Here is a 16,232-nt window from a genome sequence, read left to right on the forward strand (position 1 = left end):
AGGGGTCAAACGTAAGAAAGAGACAGGGCACCCATTGGGTGCCCTGTTTGTTGTAAGGAAACGTGACGTGAGCCGGGCCCTGACCGTCGGCGGCGCAGTCAGATTGCACACGGACTGCCCGCAGTGAGGACAGCCCTGATGCAAGCTGGCAAGTAAGCCAGGTCAGTCGGCGTCGTAGCCGAGGTTCGGCGCTAACCAGCGCTCCACCTCCGGCACGCTCATCCCTTTACGCAGGGCATAATCTTCCACCTGGTCACGCTGGATCTGCGCCACGGCGAAGTATTTGCTGTCAGGGTGACTGAAGTACCAGCCGGAAACCGATGCACCCGGCCACATGGCGAAGGACTCGGTGAGCTTCATGCCGGTATGGGCTTCGACATCCAGAAGCTGCCAGATAGTGCCTTTCTCGGTGTGCTCCGGGCAGGCAGGGTAGCCTGGCGCCGGACGGATCCCCTGGTAGTTCTCGCGGATCAGATCCTCATTGCTGAGATTCTCGGTAGGCGCGTAACCCCAGTGCACCTTACGCACCCGCTCGTGCAGGTATTCCGCAAACGCCTCGGCCAGTCGGTCGGCAATCGCTTTGATCATGATTTTGTTGTAATCATCATGCTGCGCTTCGTAGGCCTCCGCCAGCGCGTCCTCCTCCAGCCCGCCGGTCACGGCGAAGGCACCGATGTAGTCCGCTTTACCGCTCAGCTTCGGCGCGACAAAATCGGCCAGGCAGTAGTTAGCAAAACCCACCTTTTCGGTCTGCTGACGCAGATGATGGCTTACGGTCAGCACGTGAGTACGCGTCTCATCGCGATAAATTTCGATATCGTCGCCTACGCGGTTCGCCGGGAACAGCCCCACCACGCCGCGCGGGTTGAGGGTTTTCTCGGCGCTGAGCTTATCGAGCAGGTCGTTGGCGTCTTTAAACAGGCGCTTCGCCTCCTCGCCCACCACCTCATCTTCCAGAATGCGCGGGTACTTCCCGGCCAGCGACCAGGTCATAAAGAACGGCGTCCAGTCGATGTAGTTGCGCAGGGTCTCGATGCTGGCCGTTACCTCCTGTACGCCCAGACGATGGGCAACTGGCGGCGTATAGCTCGACCAGTCAAAGGCCAGATCGTTATCCCGCGCCGCAACCAGCGTTACCGGCGGGGTGCGCGGCTTTTTACGCCCGTGCTGAATGCGCACCGTTTCATACTCTTTGCGGGTTCTGGCAACAAAGTCGTCGCGCTGGGTTTCGGACAGCAGCGCCGAAACCACGCCAACCGTGCGCGAGGCGTTTTGCACATAGACCGTCGGTCCGCTGTAGTTCTGCTCGATCTTCACCGCCGTATGCGCTTTCGAGGTGGTCGCTCCGCCAATGAGCAGCGGAATGGTAAAGCCCTGGCGCTCCATCTCTTTCGCCACGTTGACCATCTCATCCAGCGACGGGGTAATCAGTCCGGAGAGGCCAATCAGATCGGCATTCACTTCGCGTGCGGTTTTGAGGATTTTCTCCGCCGGCACCATCACGCCCAGATCGATAATCTCGTAGTTATTACACTGCAGCACCACGCCAACGATGTTTTTGCCGATGTCATGCACATCGCCTTTTACGGTGGCGATGACCATCTTGCCGTTACTGGAGCCTTTCTCTTTGCTGGCTTCGATAAACGGCTCCAGATAGGCCACGGCCTGCTTCATCACGCGGGCGGATTTCACCACCTGCGGCAGGAACATTTTGCCCTCGCCGAACAGATCGCCAACCACGTTCATGCCGTCCATCAGCGGCCCTTCGATCACTTCAATCGGGCGCGCGGCCTGCTGGCGGGCCTCTTCGGTATCCAGCTCGATAAACTCGGTGATCCCTTTTACCAGCGAATATTCGAGGCGTTTTTTCACATCCCAGGTACGCCACTCCGCCTGCTGAACGTTGGCACTGTCATCAGCTTTGCTGCCGCGATACTTTTCGGCCAGATCCAGCATGCGCTCGGTGGCGTCGTCGCGGCGATTCAGGATCACATCCTCAACCGCATCGCGCAGCTCCAGTGGCAGGTCGTCATAAATCGCCAGCTGGCCGGCGTTGACGATCCCCATATCCATCCCGTTACGGATGGCGTAATAGAGGAACACCGCATGGATCGCCTCACGCACCGGGTCGTTACCGCGGAACGAGAACGAGACGTTGGAGACGCCGCCGGAGATCAGGGCATGCGGCAGCTCGCGCTTGATGTCTTCGCAGGCGCCAATAAAGTCCTGGGCGTAGTTATTGTGCTCTTCGATCCCGGTGGCGACGGCAAAGATGTTCGGGTCAAAGATAATGTCTTCCGGTGGGAAGCCGACCTCTTCGGTCAAAATCTGGTATGCGCGGCGGCAAATCTCAATTTTGCGCTCACGGGTATCCGCCTGGCCCACTTCGTCAAAGGCCATCACCACCACGGCGGCACCGTAGCGGCGCACCATCTTCGCGTGATGGATAAAGGGCTCAACCCCCTCTTTCATTGAGATGGAGTTAACGATCCCCTTGCCCTGAATGCACTTCAGCCCTTTTTCGATCACTTCCCACTTCGAGGAGTCGATCATAATCGGCACGCGGGCAATGTCCGGCTCACCGGCGATCAGGTTGAGGAAACGCACCATCGCCGCTTCGGCGTCGAGCATCCCCTCATCCATGTTGATATCAATGATCTGCGCCCCGCTCTCGACCTGCTGGCGGGCAACGTCCAGCGCTTCGCTGTACTTCTCTTCTTTGATCAGGCGCTTGAACTTCGCGGAGCCGGTCACGTTGGTACGTTCGCCCACGTTCACAAACAGGCTGTCATCGCCAATGTTCAGCGGCTCAAGACCAGACAGTCGACAGGCCACCGGCAGGTCGGGGAGCTTACGTGGCGCCAGGCCCGCCACCGCATTGCTCATAGCGGCAATGTGCTCTGGTGTGGTGCCGCAGCAGCCGCCGACGATATTCAGGAACCCGGATTCGGCCCACTCGCGGATCTGCGCCGCCATGGTGGCGGCATCGAGATCGTACTCACCAAAGGCGTTCGGCAAGCCGGCATTCGGGTGAGCAGTGACGTAGCACTCCGCGATGCGCGACAGCTCCTGCACATACTGGCGCAGTTCGTCCGGCCCCAGCGCACAGTTCAGGCCAAAGGACAGGGCATCGGCGTGGCGCAGAGAGTTGTAAAAGGCTTCGGTCGTCTGCCCGGAAAGGGTACGGCCAGAGGCATCGGTGATGGTGCCGGAGATCATAATCGGCAGGTCGACACCCAGGGCTTCGAACTCCTCTTTCACCGCGTAGATGGCGGCTTTGGCGTTGAGCGTATCGAAGACCGTTTCAATCATGATCAGATCGACACCGCCTTCCACCAGCGCTTTGGTGGACTCGCGGTACGCGGTCACCAGCTGGTCAAAGGTGATATTACGAAAAGCCGGATCGTTCACATCTGGCGAGATAGAGGCGGTGCGGTTGGTCGGGCCAAGTACGCCCGCCACATAGCGCGGTTTCTCTGGCGTGCGGGCCGTCCACTCATCGGCGCAGGCGCGGGCCAGCTTCGCAGCCTCGTAGTTGATCTCCGCCGACAGGGATTCCATCTCGTAATCCGCCATGGCGATGGTTGTCGAGTTAAAGGTGTTGGTCTCAACGATATCCGCACCCGCCTCGAAATAGGCGTAGTGAATGGCGGCGATAATCTCTGGCTTGCTGAGTACCAGCAGGTCATTGTTACCTTTTAGATCGCAGGGCCAGTCGGCGAAACGGTCACCGCGAAAGTCGTCTTCACTCAGACGATAGCTCTGGATCACGGTGCCCATACCGCCATCCAGTACCAGAATGCGTTCATTTAACTGCGCACGCAGTTGATCTACTTTGCTGCTCACACTTGCTCCCGACAACGCTCAACCAGGCCAAAAGGCCAGCAGTCCATACTGGCATAATCTTGCTAAGGGGAAAAGTCACACCGCGGTAACATGAGACATGTTCAGCATGACTCATCCGATCAGTCAGGATAACGGTTGCAAAACACCCAAATAAAACGAAAATGATTTCCACGATACAGAAAAAAGGAGCCTGCCATGGTCGCCACCGTTCCCGCTAAACGCGGCAGAAAACCCGCCGCCGCGACCGCCCAGGCGGGCGGTCAAGTCCAGTCCCTGACCCGGGGGTTAAAGCTCCTCGAATGGATAGCCGAGTCGCACAGCAGCGTGGCGCTAACGGAGCTGGCCCAGCAGGCAGGTCTGCCAAACTCCACCACCCATCGCCTGCTGACCACTATGCAGCAGTTGGGCTTTGTTCGTCAGGTGGGCGAGCTCGGGCACTGGTCCGTGGGTGCCCACGCGTTTATTGTCGGCAGCAGCTTTTTGCAGAGCCGTAACCTGCTCGCCATTGTCCACCCGATCCTGCGCAAGCTGATGGAAGACTCCGGCGAGACGGTCAACCTGGCGGTGCTCGATCAGAGCGATCACCAGGCGATTATTATCGACCAGGTGCAGTGTACCCAACTGATGCGCATGTCGGCCCCGATTGGCGGCAAGCTGCCGATGCACGCCTCCGGGGCAGGAAAAGCGTTTTTGTCCCAGCTCAGCGAAGAGCAGGTAACGGGTCTGCTGCACCGCAAAGGCTTACATGCCTATACCCATGCGACGCTGGTGTCCCCGGTGCATCTGAAAGAGGATTTAGCCCTGACGCGCAAGCGCGGCTACTCCTTCGATGATGAAGAGCATGCTCTCGGCCTGCGCTGTATTGCCGCCTGCATTTATGATGAGCATCGCGAGCCGTTTGCCGCTATCTCTATCTCCGGGCCAATCTCACGCATGACCGACGACCGGGTGACTGAGCTGGGGGCGCTGGTGATTAAAGCGGCGAAAGAGGTGACGCTGGCGTATGGTGGGATTCGTTAAGTTTTCAATGCCCGGCGGCGCTATGCTTGCACGGGCCTACAAATTTCTGTAGGCCGGGTAAGGCGCAGCCGCCACCCGGCGTTAAGCCGCATACTTCACGCTAAACCGCTGCTTACGCCGGTAAGCATAAACATCTTCCACATGCCCGTTCTTAATGCGGGTCTGCAGGCCACGCCAGTAATCGGCGCGAAACAGATCGGCATGCATCTCTTCAAACAGTGCTCCGATACGCGGGTCAGCGCATAACCAGTGGCGAAACTCCTCCGGGAAGATATCTCCCGGCGAGACGCTGTACCAGGGCTCGCTGGCGAGCTCATCTTCCGGATAACGCGGCGGCGGGATTTCACGAAAATTCACTTCCGTCATGTAGCAGATTTCGTCGTAGTCATAGAATACGACCCGCCCGTGACGGGTGACGCCAAAGTTTTTAAACAGCATGTCGCCCGGGAAGATATTGGCTGCCGCCAGCTGCCGGATGGCATTGCCGTACTCTTCAATCGCATCGTGCAGCGCCTGCCCCTCTGACTGCTCCAGCCAGATATTGAGCGGCACCATGCGCCGTTCAATGTAGAGATGGCTAATGACGATTTTATCCCCCAGATCGCTGATTTTTTCTGGCGCTTCCTGGAGCAACAGCGCCATCAGCTGCGGCGCAATCTGTCGCTTATCGAGAACAAAATTCTCAAACTCCTGGGTATCCGCCATGCGCCCGACGCGATCGTGCTCCTTAACCAGCTGGTAGCAGGCGCGCACATGGGCGGCAGACATCTCTTTCTGCGGGGCGAATTTATCCTTTATCACCTTAAACACCCGGTCAAAACCCGGCAGGGTAAAGACCAGCATCACCATGCCGCGAATGCCTGGCGCCTCGATAAACTGCTCATCGGCATGGGCGATATAGTGCAGGTATTCCCGGTAGCTCTCGGTTTTCGCATGTTTCTGGCATCCTATCGCCATATACAACTCAGCGGTGGTTTTGCCGGGCAGGATCTCACGCAGCCACTCCACCAGCGCGCCTGGCAGGGGGGCGTAAACCATAAAGTAGGAACGGGCGAAGCCGAAAACAATGCTCGCTTCGGCGCTGGTGGTCAGGCAGGTATCCACCACCAGTTCACCTTCGTCGCTGCGGTGAATGGGCAATAAAAACGGCAGCGTGGCGTCCGGGGTAATCAGTTTCCCCACCAGCCAGGCGGCTTTGTTGCGGTAGAACAGTTCATTCGCCACCTGTAAATGAGAGTCTGGCAGATTGTCCGCGCCGAGCGTTTCCGAAAGATGGGCAATGATATACCCGACATCACGCGGGCGATTTTGCCACGGCAGACGCAGGGGAAGATCGGCCAACGCTTTGGTTAACAACGCCTCCCATCCCTGTTCAGGGTAGAAATCTTTCGCCAGCGGACGCGGCAGGGCGCGGAAACGTTGCCCCGGCTGAGAGCTGAAAATAAAAAGCCGCTCCGGTGACAGCGAGCGGTGATCAAACAGCCGACAGTAGATGGAGTTGAAAAAGCTTTCCGCAATCTCATAGAGCGGATAATCCGGCAGCAGCTGGGTGTAATGGCTTTTCACCCGCAGCAAAAAGGCGGCATTGATATCGATGCTGCCGGTGATGCAGCGCAGCTGCTCTACCACCAGACCCACATGATGATCGTAGAGATGAATACGCTGTTTCATGGCCTGCTGCACGGCGTGCCAGTCTGCCTGCTCGAAGCGCTGCTGCGCTCCGCCCGTCACTTCCAGAAAACGGCCATACTGAGCATCAAAGCCCTGCAAGATAGTCTGCGCAATCAGTAATTCCAGGCCACGCGACATAGATGTCCCTCACCTCAGGAAACAGAACCGTAGGCCCGGTAAGCGCAGCGCCACCGGGCATTTCCGTTATCAGAACTGCGCTTCTTCGGTCGACCCGGTCAGGGCGGTGACGGAGGAGGCGCCGCCCTGAATGATGGTGGTCACTCTGTCGAAGTAGCCTGTTCCTACTTCATGCTGGTGCGAGACGAAGGTATAGCCCTTTTGACTTGCTGCGAACTCCGGCTGCTGGACCTTCTCAACGTAGTGCTTCATGCCCTCGCCCTGCGCGTAGGCGTGCGCCAGGTCGAACATGTTAAACCACATGCTGTGAATGCCTGCGAGTGTGATGAACTGATACTTGTAGCCCATGTCCGACAGTTCCTGCTGGAAGCTGGCGATAGTCTTATCGTCCAGGTTTTTCTGCCAGTTAAAGGACGGTGAACAGTTATAAGCCAGCAGTTTGCCCGGGTATTTCGCATGGATGGCGTCAGCGAAGCGTTTCGCCAGCGCCAGATCCGGGGTGGAGGTTTCGCACCACACCAGGTCAGCATACGGTGCATACGCCAGACCGCGGCTGATCGCCTGCTCAATACCGGCATGGGTACGGTAGAACCCTTCGCTGGTGCGTTCGCCGGTAATAAACTGGCTGTCGTAAGGGTCGCAGTCGGAGGTGATCAGATCTGCAGCATCTGCATCGGTACGGGCAATCACCAGCGTCGGAACGCCCATGACGTCAGCGGCCAGACGAGCAGCCACCAGTTTCTGGATCGCCTCCTGAGTCGGAACCAGCACTTTGCCGCCCATATGTCCGCACTTCTTCACGGAGGCCAGCTGATCTTCGAAGTGGACAGCCGCTGCACCGGCTTCAATCATCGATTTCATCAGCTCAAAGGCATTCAGAACCCCACCAAAGCCCGCCTCGGCGTCGGCCACAATCGGCAGGAAGTAATCGACGAAGCGCGGATCGTTTGGCTCAATACCGGATGCCCACTGGATCTGATCCGCACGACGGAAGGTATTGTTGATTCGCTCCACCACGGCCGGGACGGAATTCGCCGGATAGAGGGACTGATCCGGGTACATGCTGGACGCGAGGTTGGCATCTGCCGCCACCTGCCAGCCTGACAGATAGACCGCTTCAATGCCCGCTTTCGCTTGCTGCAACGCCTGGCCGCCCGTCAGCGCGCCGAGGCTGTTGATGTAGCCTTTCTTCGACTCGCCGTGCAGCAGACGCCACATTTTGGCGGCACCCAGCTGCGCCAGGGTGCATTCCGGGTTTACCGAGCCGCGTAACTTCACCACATCCTCAGCGCTATAAGGGCGCTCAATGCCTTCCCAGCGCGGCTGAGTCCACTCGTTCTGTAATGCTTCGATCTGTTGGGTACGGGTTTTCATGTGCAGATGCTCCATATTGTTATGTGGTGAAATCAGGCCAGCAGGCGGTAGCCCGGCAGCGTCAGGAAGTCGATTAAGTCATCTGAGGTGGTGATCTGTTCCATCAGGCGCGCGGCGGCGTCGAAGCGACCGCTGCTGAAGCGGTGCTCGCCCAGCTCTTCCTGAATGTTCAGCATCTCTTCCGACAGCATCTGGCGGAACAGGGCTTTGGTGACGGGCTTGCCGTTGCTGAGCGTTTTCTGATGATGGATCCACTGCCAGATAGAGGTGCGGGAGATCTCGGCGGTGGCGGCATCCTCCATCAGACCGTAAATCGGCACACAGCCGTTACCGGAGATCCACGCTTCGATGTACTGCACGGCCACGCGGATGTTGGCGCGCATTCCCTCTTCGGTGCGCTCGCCCTCACACGGTTCGAGAAGCTGTGCAGCGGTAACGGGCGCATCATCTTCGCGGGTCACGTGCAGCTGGTTTTTGTTATCGCCCAGGATGCGGTTGAAGACCTCCATGGCGGTATCTGCCAGGCCGGGGTGCGCCACCCAGGTGCCGTCATGGCCGTTGCTGGCTTCCAGCTCTTTATCAGCCTTCACTTTGTTCAGCACCTGGGTGTTACGTTCGCTGTCTTTGCTGGGAATAAAGGCTGCCATGCCGCCCATCGCGAAGGCGCCGCGCTTGTGGCAGGTTTTGATCAGCAGACGCGAATAGGCATTCAGGAATGATTTGTCCATGGTCACCACCTGACGATCCGGCAGGACGCGATCGGGGTGGTTTTTCAGCGTCTTGATATAGCTAAAAATGTAATCCCAGCGGCCGCAGTTCAGACCAACAATATGGTCACGCAGGGCATGCAGAATCTCATCCATCTGGAAAACCGCGGGCAATGTTTCAATCAGCAGCGTGGCCTTGATGGTGCCGCGCGGCAGTTCAAAACGGTCCTCAGTGTAACTAAAGACCTCACTCCACCAGGCCGCTTCCTGCCATGACTGCGTTTTTGGCAGATAGAAGTAAGGTCCGCTGCCTTTTGCCAGCAGGTTTTTATGGTTATGGAAGAAGTAGAGCGCAAAATCGAACAGGCTGCCGGGGATCGCCTCATTGTTCCAGGTGACATGCTTTTCCGGTAAATGTAGGCCACGTACGCGGCAAACCAGTACCGCCGGGTTGGGCTTAAGCTGGTAGATTTTGCCAGCTTCGTTGGTGTGGCTGATGGTGCCATCAACCGCATCACGCAGGTTGATCTGCCCATCAATCACTTTATTCCAGTCGGGTGCCAGTGAATCTTCAAAATCGGCCATAAAGACCTTCACATTGGCATTCAGCGCGTTGATCACCATCTTGCGTTCTACCGGGCCGGTGATTTCAACGCGTCGGTCCTGCAGATCCTGCGGGATACCGCGGATCGTCCAGCTTCCTTCTCGAATGGAAGCAGTTTCCGAAATAAATTCAGGCAGCTTGCCGTTATCAATGTCTTGCTGCTGCTGGATGCGTGCCGCCAGTAATTTATTGCGCTTTGGCGTGAAGCGAGTCACCAGCTCGGTAAGGAACTCTACGGCATCGGCGGTCAGGATCTGCTTCTCCTGCTCACCATGCGGTTGAGTAAAGGACAGTTCATCGATAATGGTTGCCTGTTGATTCATTGCGCTGCTCCTCGTCATTGATCCGAATTTACTTCCCCCACGCGAACGAAAGATCGTTGTGTAGTTTTCGTTCAGCAGAATTAAGACTATCTCGCTCTACGATAAAATCAAAAACAATTTCCATTTTTAATTTAAATGCTCGTTAACTTGCTGATAAAAATGAATTTAAAAATTTTTCTACAGGCGGAGAGAATTTCGGAAATAAAAAAGGCACCCGAAGGTGCCTTAACTGGAGAGCTGAAACGCTACAGGATAAGGATCGTCAGAGGATTAATCCAGCGTCGGATTCATGTGGCGCAGATCGTACGGCGTGATCTGGTAGACGTAGTAGTTAAGCCAGTTGGTAAACAGCAGGTTGCCGTGGCTGCGCCAGGTGGCACGTGGTTTGTTCTGCGGATCGTTTTGCGGGAAATAGTTGTACGGTACGTCCGGATTCAAACCCGCTTCCACATCGCGGAAATATTCGCTCGCCAGGGTATCGGGATCGTATTCCGGATGGCCAGTGACAAAGGCAATACGTTTGTCTTTGCTGGCAAACAGATAGGCATCGCCCTCTTCGGTTTCCGCGAGGATCTCAAGATCGGTGTAGTCGCGGATCAGGGCAGCCGGGAAATCAGCATAGCGTGAATGCGGCGCCAGGAAGGAGTCATCAAACCCGCGAGTCAGCAGCGCATGAGGGTGCAGAATATGATGCTCGTAGACACCAGAGAGCTTTTCGGTACGGGTTTGTTTAGGGATGCCGTAAAGAATGTTGAGCGCCGCCTGGACCGCCCAGCAGACGAACAGGGTTGACGTGACATGATCTTTGGCCCACTCCAGCACCTGCTTGATTTGCGGCCAGTAGGCAACGTCGTTGAATTCAACCAGGCCAAGCGGCGCACCGGTAACGATCAAGCCATCAAAGTTCTCGTTACGGATATCTTCAAAGTTGCAGTAGAAGTTATTGAGATGCTCAGAAGGCGTATTACGGGACTCGCGCGCATCAATACGCAGCAGCTGAATATCGACCTGCAGCGGGGAGTTTGAGAGCAAGCGGAGGAACTGGTTTTCCGTCTCAATCTTCTTTGGCATCAGGTTCAGGATAAGCACCTTCAGAGGGCGAATTTCCTGACCTGTAGCGCGCGAAGCCGTCATGACAAAGACATTTTCTTCACGCAAGAAATTGACGGCTGGTAGCTCGTCCTGCACCCGAATCGGCATAACCTTACATCCTCACAGCATACGTATAAACGTTTAGACATCCAGATAGCTGACAATAACCAGGAATCGGGCAAATGTCGAGTCTGCATGTGAAAGGTGAGAAAGTTTCAAGAAAGGGATAGCCGTAGGCCGGGTAAGGCGAAGCCGCAACCCGGCTTTTTTAACGTCCAACGCAAAAAGCCCATCCGTGAGGATGGGCTTTCGGCTTGTTTGATGCCTGGCAGTTCCCTACTCTCGCATGGGGAGGCCCCACACTACCATCGGCGCTACGGCGTTTCACTTCTGAGTTCGGCATGGGGTCAGGTGGGACCACCGCGCTACAGCCGCCAGGCAAATTCTGTAATCTGTATCAGCTGAAAATCTCTCAAACCCACCGAAACAGCTTCGGCGTTGTAAGGTTAAGCCTCACGGTTCATTAGTACCGGTTAGCTCAACGCATCGCTGCGCTTACACACCCGGCCTATCAACGTCGTCGTCTTCAACGTTCCTTCAGGACTCTCAAGGAGTCAGGGAGAACTCATCTCGGGGCAAGTTTCGTGCTTAGATGCTTTCAGCACTTATCTCTTCCGCATTTAGCTACCGGGCAGTGCCATTGGCATGACAACCCGAACACCAGTGATGCGTCCACTCCGGTCCTCTCGTACTAGGAGCAGCCCCCTCAATTCTCCAGCGCCCACGGCAGATAGGGACCGAACTGTCTCACGACGTTCTAAACCCAGCTCGCGTACCACTTTAAATGGCGAACAGCCATACCCTTGGGACCTACTTCAGCCCCAGGATGTGATGAGCCGACATCGAGGTGCCAAACACCGCCGTCGATATGAACTCTTGGGCGGTATCAGCCTGTTATCCCCGGAGTACCTTTTATCCGTTGAGCGATGGCCCTTCCATTCAGAACCACCGGATCACTATGACCTGCTTTCGCACCTGCTCGAGCCGTCACTCTCGCAGTCAAGCCAGCTTATGCCATTGCACTAACCTCCTGATGTCCGACCAGGATTAGCTGACCTTCGTGCTCCTCCGTTACTCTTTAGGAGGAGACCGCCCCAGTCAAACTACCCACCAGACACTGTCCGCAACCCGGATTACGGGTCCACGTTAGAACACCAGCCATTAAAGGGTGGTATTTCAAGGACGGCTCCATGCAGACTGGCGTCCACACTTCAAAGCCTCCCACCTATCCTACACATCAAGGACCAGTGTTCAGTGTCAAGCTATAGTAAAGGTTCACGGGGTCTTTCCGTCTTGCCGCGGGTACACTGCATCTTCACAGCGATTTCAATTTCACTGAGTCTCGGGTGGAGACAGCCTGGCCATCATTACGCCATTCGTGCAGGTCGGAACTTACCCGACAAGGAATTTCGCTACCTTAGGACCGTTATAGTTACGGCCGCCGTTTACCGGGGCTTCGATCAAGAGCTTCGCGTTGCCGCTAACCCCATCAATTAACCTTCCGGCACCGGGCAGGCGTCACACCGTATACGTCCACTTTCGTGTTTGCACAGTGCTGTGTTTTTAATAAACAGTTGCAGCCAGCTGGTATCTTCGACTGATTTCAGCTCCACCCGCAGGGGCTTCACCTACATATCAGCGTGCCTTCTCCCGAAGTTACGGCACCATTTTGCCTAGTTCCTTCACCCGAGTTCTCTCAAGCGCCTTGGTATTCTCTACCTGACCACCTGTGTCGGTTTGGGGTACGATTTGATGTTACCTGATGCTTAGAGGCTTTTCCTGGAAGCAGGGCATTTGTTGCTTCAGCACCGTAGTGCCTCGTCATCACACCTCAGCGTTAAAAGGTACCGGATTTACCTGGAACCTCCGCCTACATGCTTAAACCGGGACAACCGTCGCCCGGCCAACATAGCCTTCTCCGTCCCCCCTTCGCAGTAACACCGAGTACAGGAATATTAACCTGTTTCCCATCGACTACGCCTTTCGGCCTCGCCTTAGGGGTCGACTCACCCTGCCCCGATTAACGTTGGACAGGAACCCTTGGTCTTCCGGCGAGCGGGCTTTTCACCCGCTTTATCGTTACTTATGTCAGCATTCGCACTTCTGATACCTCCAGCATGCCTCACGGCACACCTTCGCAGGCTTACAGAACGCTCCCCTACCCAACAACACATAGTGTCGCTGCCGCAGCTTCGGTGCATGGTTTAGCCCCGTTACATCTTCCGCGCAGGCCGACTCGACCAGTGAGCTATTACGCTTTCTTTAAATGATGGCTGCTTCTAAGCCAACATCCTGGCTGTCTGTGCCTTCCCACATCGTTTCCCACTTAACCATGACTTTGGGACCTTAGCTGGCGGTCTGGGTTGTTTCCCTCTTCACGACGGACGTTAGCACCCGCCGTGTGTCTCCCGTGATAACATTCTCCGGTATTCGCAGTTTGCATCGGGTTGGTAAGCCGGGATGGCCCCCTAGCCGAAACAGTGCTCTACCCCCGGAGATGAATTCACGAGGCGCTACCTAAATAGCTTTCGGGGAGAACCAGCTATCTCCCGGTTTGATTGGCCTTTCACCCCCAGCCACAGGTCATCCGCTAATTTTTCAACATTAGTCGGTTCGGTCCTCCAGTTAGTGTTACCCAACCTTCAACCTGCCCATGGCTAGATCACCGGGTTTCGGGTCTATACCCTGCAACTTAACGCCCAGTTAAGACTCGGTTTCCCTTCGGCTCCCCTATACGGTTAACCTTGCTACAGAATATAAGTCGCTGACCCATTATACAAAAGGTACGCAGTCACACCCGAAGGTGCTCCCACTGCTTGTACGTACACGGTTTCAGGTTCTTTTTCACTCCCCTCGCCGGGGTTCTTTTCGCCTTTCCCTCACGGTACTGGTTCACTATCGGTCAGTCAGGAGTATTTAGCCTTGGAGGATGGTCCCCCCATATTCAGACAGGATACCACGTGTCCCGCCCTACTCTTCGAGTTCACAGCAAGTGTGCTTTCGTGTACGGGAGTATCACCCTGTACCCTGCGACTTTCCAGACGCTTCCACTAACACACAAGCTGATTCAGACTCCGGGCTGCTCCCCGTTCGCTCGCCGCTACTGGGGGAATCTCGGTTGATTTCTTTTCCTCGGGGTACTTAGATGTTTCAGTTCCCCCGGTTCGCCTCGTTAGCCTATGTATTCAGCTAACGATAGTGTGACGAATCACACTGGGTTTCCCCATTCGGACATCGCCGGGTCAAGGGTTCATATCACCTCGCCGGCGCTTTTCGCAGATTAGCACGTCCTTCATCGCCTCTGACTGCCAGGGCATCCACCGTGTACGCTTAGTCGCTTAACCTCACAACCCGAAGCTGTTTCACTTCGCGTTGTGAAAATTTGAGAGACCCGAACACACTTAACGTGTGTCGTTTCAATTTTCAGCTTGATCCAGATTTTTAAAGAGCAAATATCGCAAACATGACTCGCAAGTCAGTTTTGAGATACTGATTGGTTGTGCCTTTCACTCACACCCAGCAAGTGGCGTCCCCTAGGGGATTCGAACCCCTGTTGCCGCCGTGAAAGGGCGGAGTCCTAACCGCTAGACGAAGGGGACACGAGGTGTCACGACTTCGCAGCCGTCTTGCTTTTCACTTTCTATCAGACAATCTGTGTGAGCACTACAAAGGCAGGTTCTTTAAGGTAAGGAGGTGATCCAACCGCAGGTTCCCCTACGGTTACCTTGTTACGACTTCACCCCAGTCATGAATCACAAAGTGGTAAGCGCCCTCCCGAAGGTTAAGCTACCTACTTCTTTTGCAACCCACTCCCATGGTGTGACGGGCGGTGTGTACAAGGCCCGGGAACGTATTCACCGTAGCATTCTGATCTACGATTACTAGCGATTCCGACTTCATGGAGTCGAGTTGCAGACTCCAATCCGGACTACGACGCACTTTATGAGGTCCGCTTGCTCTCGCGAGGTCGCTTCTCTTTGTATGCGCCATTGTAGCACGTGTGTAGCCCTACTCGTAAGGGCCATGATGACTTGACGTCATCCCCACCTTCCTCCAGTTTATCACTGGCAGTCTCCTTTGAGTTCCCGGCCGGACCGCTGGCAACAAAGGATAAGGGTTGCGCTCGTTGCGGGACTTAACCCAACATTTCACAACACGAGCTGACGACAGCCATGCAGCACCTGTCTCAGAGTTCCCGAAGGCACCAAGCCATCTCTGGCAAGTTCTCTGGATGTCAAGAGTAGGTAAGGTTCTTCGCGTTGCATCGAATTAAACCACATGCTCCACCGCTTGTGCGGGCCCCCGTCAATTCATTTGAGTTTTAACCTTGCGGCCGTACTCCCCAGGCGGTCGACTTAACGCGTTAGCTCCGGAAGCCACGCCTCAAGGGCACAACCTCCAAGTCGACATCGTTTACGGCGTGGACTACCAGGGTATCTAATCCTGTTTGCTCCCCACGCTTTCGCACCTGAGCGTCAGTCTTTGTCCAGGGGGCCGCCTTCGCCACCGGTATTCCTCCAGATCTCTACGCATTTCACCGCTACACCTGGAATTCTACCCCCTCTACAAGACTCAAGCCTGCCAGTTTCAAATGCAGTTCCCAGGTTGAGCCCGGGGATTTCACATCTGACTTAACAGACCGCCTGCGTGCGCTTTACGCCCAGTAATTCCGATTAACGCTTGCACCCTCCGTATTACCGCGGCTGCTGGCACGGAGTTAGCCGGTGCTTCTTCTGCGAGTAACGTCAATCACTGCGGTTATTAGCCACAATGCCTTCCTCCTCGCTGAAAGTACTTTACAACCCGAAGGCCTTCTTCATACACGCGGCATGGCTGCATCAGGCTTGCGCCCATTGTGCAATATTCCCCACTGCTGCCTCCCGTAGGAGTCTGGACCGTGTCTCAGTTCCAGTGTGGCTGGTCATCCTCTCAGACCAGCTAGGGATCGTCGCCTAGGTGAGCCATTACCCCACCTACTAGCTAATCCCATCTGGGCACATCCGATGGCAAGAGGCCCGAAGGTCCCCCTCTTTGGTCTTGCGACATTATGCGGTATTAGCTACCGTTTCCAGTAGTTATCCCCTCCATCAGGCAGTTTCCCAGACATTACTCACCCGTCCGCCACTCGTCACCCGAGAGCAAGCTCTCTGTGCTACCGTTCGACTTGCATGTGTTAGGCCTGCCGCCAGCGTTCAATCTGAGCCATGATCAAACTCTTCAATTTAAGTTTGATGCTCGTGAATTAAACTTCGTAATGAATTACGTGTTCACTCAGAGACTTGGTATTCATTTATTGTCCGAGGACATTAAGAATCCATGTCACTTTGAGTGCCCACACAGATTGTCTGATAAATTGTTAAAGAGCAGTGCCGCTTCGCTTTTTCGCTGCGGCGCGGG

At 55.7% G+C, this 16,232-nt stretch carries 6 protein-coding genes, 1 tRNA gene and 3 rRNA genes; 1 reads left to right on the top strand and 9 read right to left on the bottom strand.

Translation table 11 applies throughout. From position 1 onward, the window contains the following. Window positions 1–162: 162 nt before the first annotated feature. Window positions 163–3,846: a methionine synthase gene (gene metH / locus DVA44_RS22480; RefSeq protein WP_114388210.1), complete on the bottom strand. Its 3,684-nt coding sequence runs from the start codon at window positions 3,844–3,846 to the stop codon at window positions 163–165. A gap of 195 nt (window positions 3,847–4,041) precedes the next feature. Here metH and iclR point away from each other — a divergent pair, with 195 nt between their 5' ends. Continuing rightward, window positions 4,042–4,866 carry a glyoxylate bypass operon transcriptional repressor IclR gene (gene iclR / locus DVA44_RS22485; RefSeq protein WP_103177822.1) on the top strand — a complete coding sequence of 275 codons (825 nt, stop codon included), beginning with the start codon at window positions 4,042–4,044 and terminating at the stop codon, window positions 4,864–4,866. Window positions 4,867–4,947: 81 nt separating this feature from the next. On the opposite strand, the gene aceK is transcribed toward iclR, so the two are convergent. From aceK to DVA44_RS22525, 8 genes are all read right to left on the bottom strand, one after another. Beyond that, entirely contained in the window at window positions 4,948–6,675 is a 1,728-nt protein-coding gene (aceK, locus tag DVA44_RS22490; RefSeq protein WP_114388212.1) for a bifunctional isocitrate dehydrogenase kinase/phosphatase, read from the bottom strand. Window positions 6,676–6,744: 69 nt separating this feature from the next. After that, on the bottom strand, window positions 6,745–8,049 hold the full coding sequence (aceA, locus tag DVA44_RS22495; RefSeq protein ID WP_114388214.1) for an isocitrate lyase: 1,305 nt from the start codon (window positions 8,047–8,049) through the stop codon (window positions 6,745–6,747). A 32-nt stretch (window positions 8,050–8,081) separates the two neighbouring features. Further along, window positions 8,082–9,683 carry a malate synthase A gene (gene aceB, locus DVA44_RS22500; protein ID WP_114388215.1) on the bottom strand — a complete coding sequence of 534 codons (1,602 nt, stop codon included), beginning with the start codon at window positions 9,681–9,683 and terminating at the stop codon, window positions 8,082–8,084. A gap of 270 nt (window positions 9,684–9,953) precedes the next feature. After that, entirely contained in the window at window positions 9,954–10,883 is a 930-nt protein-coding gene (gene metA / locus DVA44_RS22505) for a homoserine O-succinyltransferase (RefSeq protein WP_103177818.1), read from the bottom strand. 215 nt (window positions 10,884–11,098) lie between these two features. Then, window positions 11,099–11,214: ribosomal RNA gene (gene rrf, locus DVA44_RS22510) — 5S ribosomal RNA — on the bottom strand. A 63-nt stretch (window positions 11,215–11,277) separates the two neighbouring features. Then, window positions 11,278–14,179 (bottom strand): 23S ribosomal RNA (locus DVA44_RS22515). Between the two features lie 180 nt (window positions 14,180–14,359). Beyond that, a tRNA-Glu gene (locus tag DVA44_RS22520) sits at window positions 14,360–14,434 on the bottom strand. Window positions 14,435–14,521: 87 nt separating this feature from the next. Then, window positions 14,522–16,059, bottom strand: a 16S ribosomal RNA gene (locus tag DVA44_RS22525). Together the 16S, 23S and 5S rRNA genes with 1 tRNA gene alongside form the textbook arrangement of a ribosomal RNA operon. Window positions 16,060–16,232 lie beyond the last annotated feature (173 nt).

The sequence above is a fragment of the Leclercia sp. W17 genome (assembly GCF_003336325.1).
GTDB lineage: Bacteria > Pseudomonadota > Gammaproteobacteria > Enterobacterales > Enterobacteriaceae > Enterobacter.

Bases quoted from the DNA above. Each gene is read 5' to 3' on its own strand.
- iclR (WP_103177822.1), top strand. From the start codon at position 4,042: ATGGTCGCCACCGTTCCCGCTAAACGCGGCAGAAAACCCGCCGCCGCG.
- aceK (WP_114388212.1), bottom strand. From the start codon at position 6,675: ATGTCGCGTGGCCTGGAATTACTGATTGCGCAGACTATCTTGCAGGGC.
- aceA (WP_114388214.1), bottom strand. From the start codon at position 8,049: ATGAAAACCCGTACCCAACAGATCGAAGCATTACAGAACGAGTGGACT.
- aceB (WP_114388215.1), bottom strand. From the start codon at position 9,683: ATGAATCAACAGGCAACCATTATCGATGAACTGTCCTTTACTCAACCG.
- metA (WP_103177818.1), bottom strand. From the start codon at position 10,883: ATGCCGATTCGGGTGCAGGACGAGCTACCAGCCGTCAATTTCTTGCGT.